We start from the raw sequence: 424 nt of genomic DNA, 5'->3' as shown, positions 1-424 counted from the left end.
GACCCGCGTCAGTTGCAGCGCATGCGCTCGCGCCTGTCGATGGTGTTCCAGCACTTCAACCTGTGGTCGCACATGACGGCGCTGGAGAACGTGATCGAGGCGCCGGTACACGTGCTGGGCATGAGCAAGAAAGAAGCCGTTGAAAAGGCCGAGCACTACCTGGCCAAGGTGGGTGTCTCCCACCGCAAGGACGCCTTCCCCGGGCATATGTCGGGTGGTGAGCAACAGCGTGTGGCAATTGCCCGGGCCCTGGCCGTGGAGCCAGAGGTTATGCTGTTCGACGAGCCGACTTCGGCGCTAGACCCGGAGCTGGTGGGTGATGTGCTCAAGGTCATGCAGGCGCTGGCTCAGGAAGGCCGGACCATGGTGGTGGTGACCCACGAAATGGGCTTTGCTCGCGAGGTCTCCAATCAGCTGGTGTTCC

1 protein-coding gene is annotated in these 424 nt (G+C 62.7%); it reads left to right on the top strand.

The window, feature by feature from the left end:
- Window positions 1–424 (top strand): ATP-binding cassette domain-containing protein (locus EOE48_RS28945; protein WP_127734249.1); only part of this gene is annotated, 424 nt, incomplete at both ends.

This window comes from Methylobacterium oryzihabitans (assembly GCF_004004555.2).
Classification (GTDB): domain Bacteria; phylum Pseudomonadota; class Alphaproteobacteria; order Rhizobiales; family Beijerinckiaceae; genus Methylobacterium; species Methylobacterium oryzihabitans.
Note: the sequence above shows the minus strand (reverse complement) of the source record. Positions and strands in the feature narration are given on the sequence as shown.